This window comes from Caulobacter sp. B11 (assembly GCF_002737765.1).
In the GTDB taxonomy this organism is placed as follows: Bacteria; Pseudomonadota; Alphaproteobacteria; order Caulobacterales; family Caulobacteraceae; genus Caulobacter.
In genome coordinates, this window is record NZ_PEGG01000119.1 from 1 (window position 1) to 3,586 (window position 3,586).

Consider the following 3,586-nt stretch of genomic DNA (forward strand, 5'->3'; position numbering starts at 1 on the left):
GCTGCGCCAGGGGCTGGACGCGATGGGCTATGTCCTGGTCGACCAGGACTATAACGGCGACATCGAGGCCATCCAGGTGATCGACGGCACGCCGGTTCCGGTCGCCGATCCGAGGGCGCGGGGCGTGGCGCGGGTGGTGAGGTAGGCTACAGATCCTCCCCCTGACGGGGGAGGTGTCGCCGCAGGCGACGGAGGGGGAAGGACTGCCGAGTCGGTGCGGTCTTCCCCCACCGGCCTAAGGCCGCCTCCCCCTTCAGGGGGAGGATCTGATCTAAACCCCCGCCATCTCCGCCACCACCTTCAGCGCGGCGGCGCGGGGATCCTCGGCGGCGGTGATCGGCCGGCCGCAGACCAGGTGGCTGGCCCCGGCCCGCAGGGCGTCGGCCGGGGTGGCGGCGCGGGCCTGGTCGTTCTTGGCCGAGCCGTCGGGACGCACGCCGGGGGTCACCACCAGGAAACCCGGTCCGGCGATCTCGCGGGCCAGGGCCGCCTCGTGCGGGCTGGCCACGACGCCGTCGACGCCGCAGTCCACGGCCTGACGGATGCGCCGGGCCACCAGTTCGTGGGTGGTGAAGGCATAGCCCATCTCGACCAGGTCGGCGTCGGTCAGGCTGGTCAGGACGGTGACGGCCAGGATCTTCAGGTCCGAGCCGCCCCGCGCCAGCACGGCGGCGCGCATCACCTGCGGCTCGGCATGGACGGTCAGCAGGTCGCAGCCCGCCTGGGCCAGGACCCGGGCCGAGCGCTCGACCGTGGCCCCGATGTCGTGCAGCTTCCAGTCGAGGAACACCTGCTTGCCCTGGCCCTTCAGCGCGGCGGCGAAGGCCATGCCGTCGGTGGCCAGCAGTTCCAGCCCGATCTTGTAGAAGCTGACGCTGTCGCCCAGGCGTTCGACCATGGCCCTGGCCTCGGCGACGGAGGGCAGGTCGAGGGGCACGATCAGGCGCGGGTCGGCGGTCATGGCGGGTCCCCAGGACGATAGCGGGTTGGCGCGCGGCGACGCTTCGCCCTAGAAGGGTCGGGCATCGGGCGCGAAGAGAGAGGCTGAGGACGTCGAATGAGCCAGGCAGAACTCGCCGTCAACTTCTTCGTCGCCCTGTTCGCCCTGATCGATCCGATCGGCAACGTGCCGCTGTTCGCCGCCGCCACCCTCGGCGCGGCCGCGGCGGGTCGGCGGATGGTGGCGGTCTATATCGGCCTGTTCATCCTCGGCTTCCTGGTCTTCTTCTACTTCACCGGGGTGGCCCTGCTGGAGTTCTTCGGCATCTCGATGCCGGCCTTCCGCATCGCCGGCGGCATTATCCTGTTCATCCTCGGCCTCGACATGGTGCGCGACGACTTCACCACCATGTTCGCCGACGCCGCCGAGGGCATCGAGGGCCAGTCGGCCCGGGTCTATGCCAAGCAGCGCTTCGAGCGGCTGATCGTGCCCTTCGCCATGCCCCTGCTGATCGGCCCCGGCTCGATCTCGACCGTGATCATCTATGCCAGCGAGGCCAAGGACTTCGGCCTGGGCGGCATGGCCGTCGGCGTGGCGGTGATCGCGGCGGTGTCGGTGGTCACGGTCGCCTGCTTCTGGGCCTCGCCCCTGATCAGCAAGGCCCTGGGCCGGATCGGCATGAGCATCGTGGTTCGGGTTCTGGGCCTGATCCTCTGCGCCCTGGCGGTGCAGTTCGTGCTGGTCGGCGTCGGCGACGCCACCCGCGGCCTGGTGCGCCAGGACGCCAAGGCGCCTTACGCGGAGGCGAAGTAGGCTTAGCCTGCGACGTCACCGATCGGCTCGATAGCGCCTACGTCGCGTCCGCCGGCTCGCTTGGCGACCTCCAGGTCGTAGCGGGTCTGCAGGTTCAGCCAGAACTGGGCGCTGGCCCCAAACAGCCGCTCAAGGCGCAACGCCGTATCGACGGTGACGGGCGTTTGGCCCCGCACCAGCCGCTCGATACGCGGACGCGCCAGATGCAGCCGCGCTGCGGTGCGGCCTGCGCTCAGGCCATGGGGCTTGATGAACTCTTCCAAGAGGATCTCGCCGGGATGGACGGGCGCAAGAAGGTCAGCTTCATCTGGCATGGGCCGCTCCAATATTAGTGATAGTCCACGAACGCTACGTCACTGGGACCGGCGGCGGTCCAAGTGAAAACCAGTCGGAACTGATCGTTCACCCGGATCGAATATTGGCCCAATCGATCACCCGAAAGCGCTTCAAGTCGGTTGCCGGGCGGCGCACGCAGGTCGTTCAACAAGACAGCGGCGTTGAGCATCTCCAGCTTGCGCTTTGCAGCGCGCAGGAGATCGGCTGGAAAGCCTTTGCCGGGCGGTGTCCCGTCAAGGATCGCCTTGGCGCGATCGTCCTTGAAGCTCTGAATCGCCACAGCCTATCCATCCAGATCATTTTGTATCGCGAGGTGATACGAAAATCAAGACGTCCGTATCATTTCACGATACGAAGCTCTGATTGAAGGCGCGTCCCGCGCCCTAAACCTTCCGGAACCGCGCCCCCTGCCGGGCCATCAGGGCCAGGGCCCATTCGTCGGGGATCAGCTTGGCGATCACGGCGATGGCCTTGTTGGGCGCGCCGGGCACGCAGACCGGGCGGTTGGCCTCGGCCGCCTCGTAGCCGGCGGCGGCGACCTCGTCGGCGCCCAGCCATAACCACGAGGGCAGGGACTGGCTGACCTGTTCGCGGGTGCCGTTGACGTCGTGGAATTCCGAATAGGTGAAGCCCGGGCACAGGGCGCTGGCGTGGACGCCGGTGGCCAGGTTTTCCAGGTGCAGGCTCTGGGAGAACTTGACCAGGAAGCCCTTGGTGGCCGCGTAGAGGGTGTGGCCCGCCGCGCCCGGCAGCAGGCCGGCCAGGGAGGCGACATTGACGATGCGGCCAAAACGGCGCTCGACCATGCCGGGCAGCACCCGATGGGTCAGGCCGCAGACGGCGGCCAGCATGGTCTGCAGCACGTCGGCCTGGTCGCTCCAGCTGGTCTGGGCATAGGTTCCGGGCAGGCCGTAGCCGGCGTTGTTGACCAGGGCGTCGACGACCCGGCCCTGGGCCTCGATCCCGGCCAGCACCGTGTCGACGCCGTCGGGCTTGGAGAGGTCGGCGGCGATCGGATAGGCCTCGACCCCGAAGCGCAGGCGAATCTCGGCGGCCAGGGCCTCCAGCCGGTCCAGCCGTCGCGCGGTCAGGGCCACGTCATAGCCGTGGCTGGCATAGATGCGGGCGAAGGCGGCCCCGATGCCGGCGGAGGCGCCGGTGATCAGGGCGAGACGGCGGGCCATGCGGGTGTCCGATCGTAGCGAAATAACGCCGGAGACCAGCACAGCCGCCGCTTCGGTTCAAGCTCAAGCCGGGACGAAGGGCGCGCGAGAGACGGTTGCGCGCCCTCCAGGCCCTTTAAGCGGCTCCGCTCAGCGCCGGTTGGGCGCCGCGGGTCCAGCGGGCCGCAGCCTCGGCGACGCGGACGCCCAGCAGGCGAGCGGTCTCGCGGTCGCCCTGGGGCGGGGTGATCTCGGGCGAGGCGTTGTCGGACTGCGCCGCCAGGCCGAGGAACGAGCCGACCCGATTGAGGGAGTCCGGACCGCGCTCGGCCGC

5 protein-coding genes and 1 pseudogene are annotated in these 3,586 nt (G+C 69.2%); 1 reads left to right on the top strand and 5 read right to left on the bottom strand.

Going from position 1 to position 3,586, the window contains the following annotated elements; translation table 11 throughout:
• Positions 1 to 271 precede the first annotated feature (271 nt).
• Positions 272 to 961, bottom strand: coding sequence for an orotidine-5'-phosphate decarboxylase (gene pyrF / locus CSW58_RS06285; RefSeq protein ID WP_099446712.1), 690 nt, complete (start codon positions 959 to 961; stop codon positions 272 to 274).
• A 96-nt stretch (positions 962 to 1,057) separates the two neighbouring features.
• Here pyrF and CSW58_RS06290 point away from each other — a divergent pair, with 96 nt between their 5' ends.
• Positions 1,058 to 1,753: a MarC family protein gene (locus tag CSW58_RS06290; RefSeq protein WP_099446713.1), complete on the top strand. Its 696-nt coding sequence runs from the start codon at positions 1,058 to 1,060 to the stop codon at positions 1,751 to 1,753.
• Between the two features lie 2 nt (positions 1,754 to 1,755).
• Here the strand turns inward: CSW58_RS06290 and CSW58_RS06295 are convergent, their stop codons facing one another.
• The 4 genes and pseudogenes from CSW58_RS06295 to CSW58_RS06310 all read right to left on the bottom strand — a co-directional run.
• A complete protein-coding gene (locus CSW58_RS06295) occupies positions 1,756 to 2,067 on the bottom strand; it encodes a HigA family addiction module antitoxin (RefSeq protein WP_099446716.1) in 312 nt (103 codons plus the stop codon).
• 14 nt (positions 2,068 to 2,081) lie between these two features.
• Entirely contained in the window at positions 2,082 to 2,369 is a 288-nt protein-coding gene (locus CSW58_RS06300; RefSeq protein WP_099446714.1) for a type II toxin-antitoxin system RelE/ParE family toxin, read from the bottom strand.
• A 103-nt stretch (positions 2,370 to 2,472) separates the two neighbouring features.
• Positions 2,473 to 3,273, bottom strand: coding sequence for an SDR family oxidoreductase (locus tag CSW58_RS06305; protein ID WP_099446715.1), 801 nt, complete (start codon positions 3,271 to 3,273; stop codon positions 2,473 to 2,475).
• 115 nt (positions 3,274 to 3,388) lie between these two features.
• Positions 3,389 to 3,586: pseudogene (locus CSW58_RS06310) on the bottom strand (NADPH-dependent FMN reductase); the annotation flags it as partial.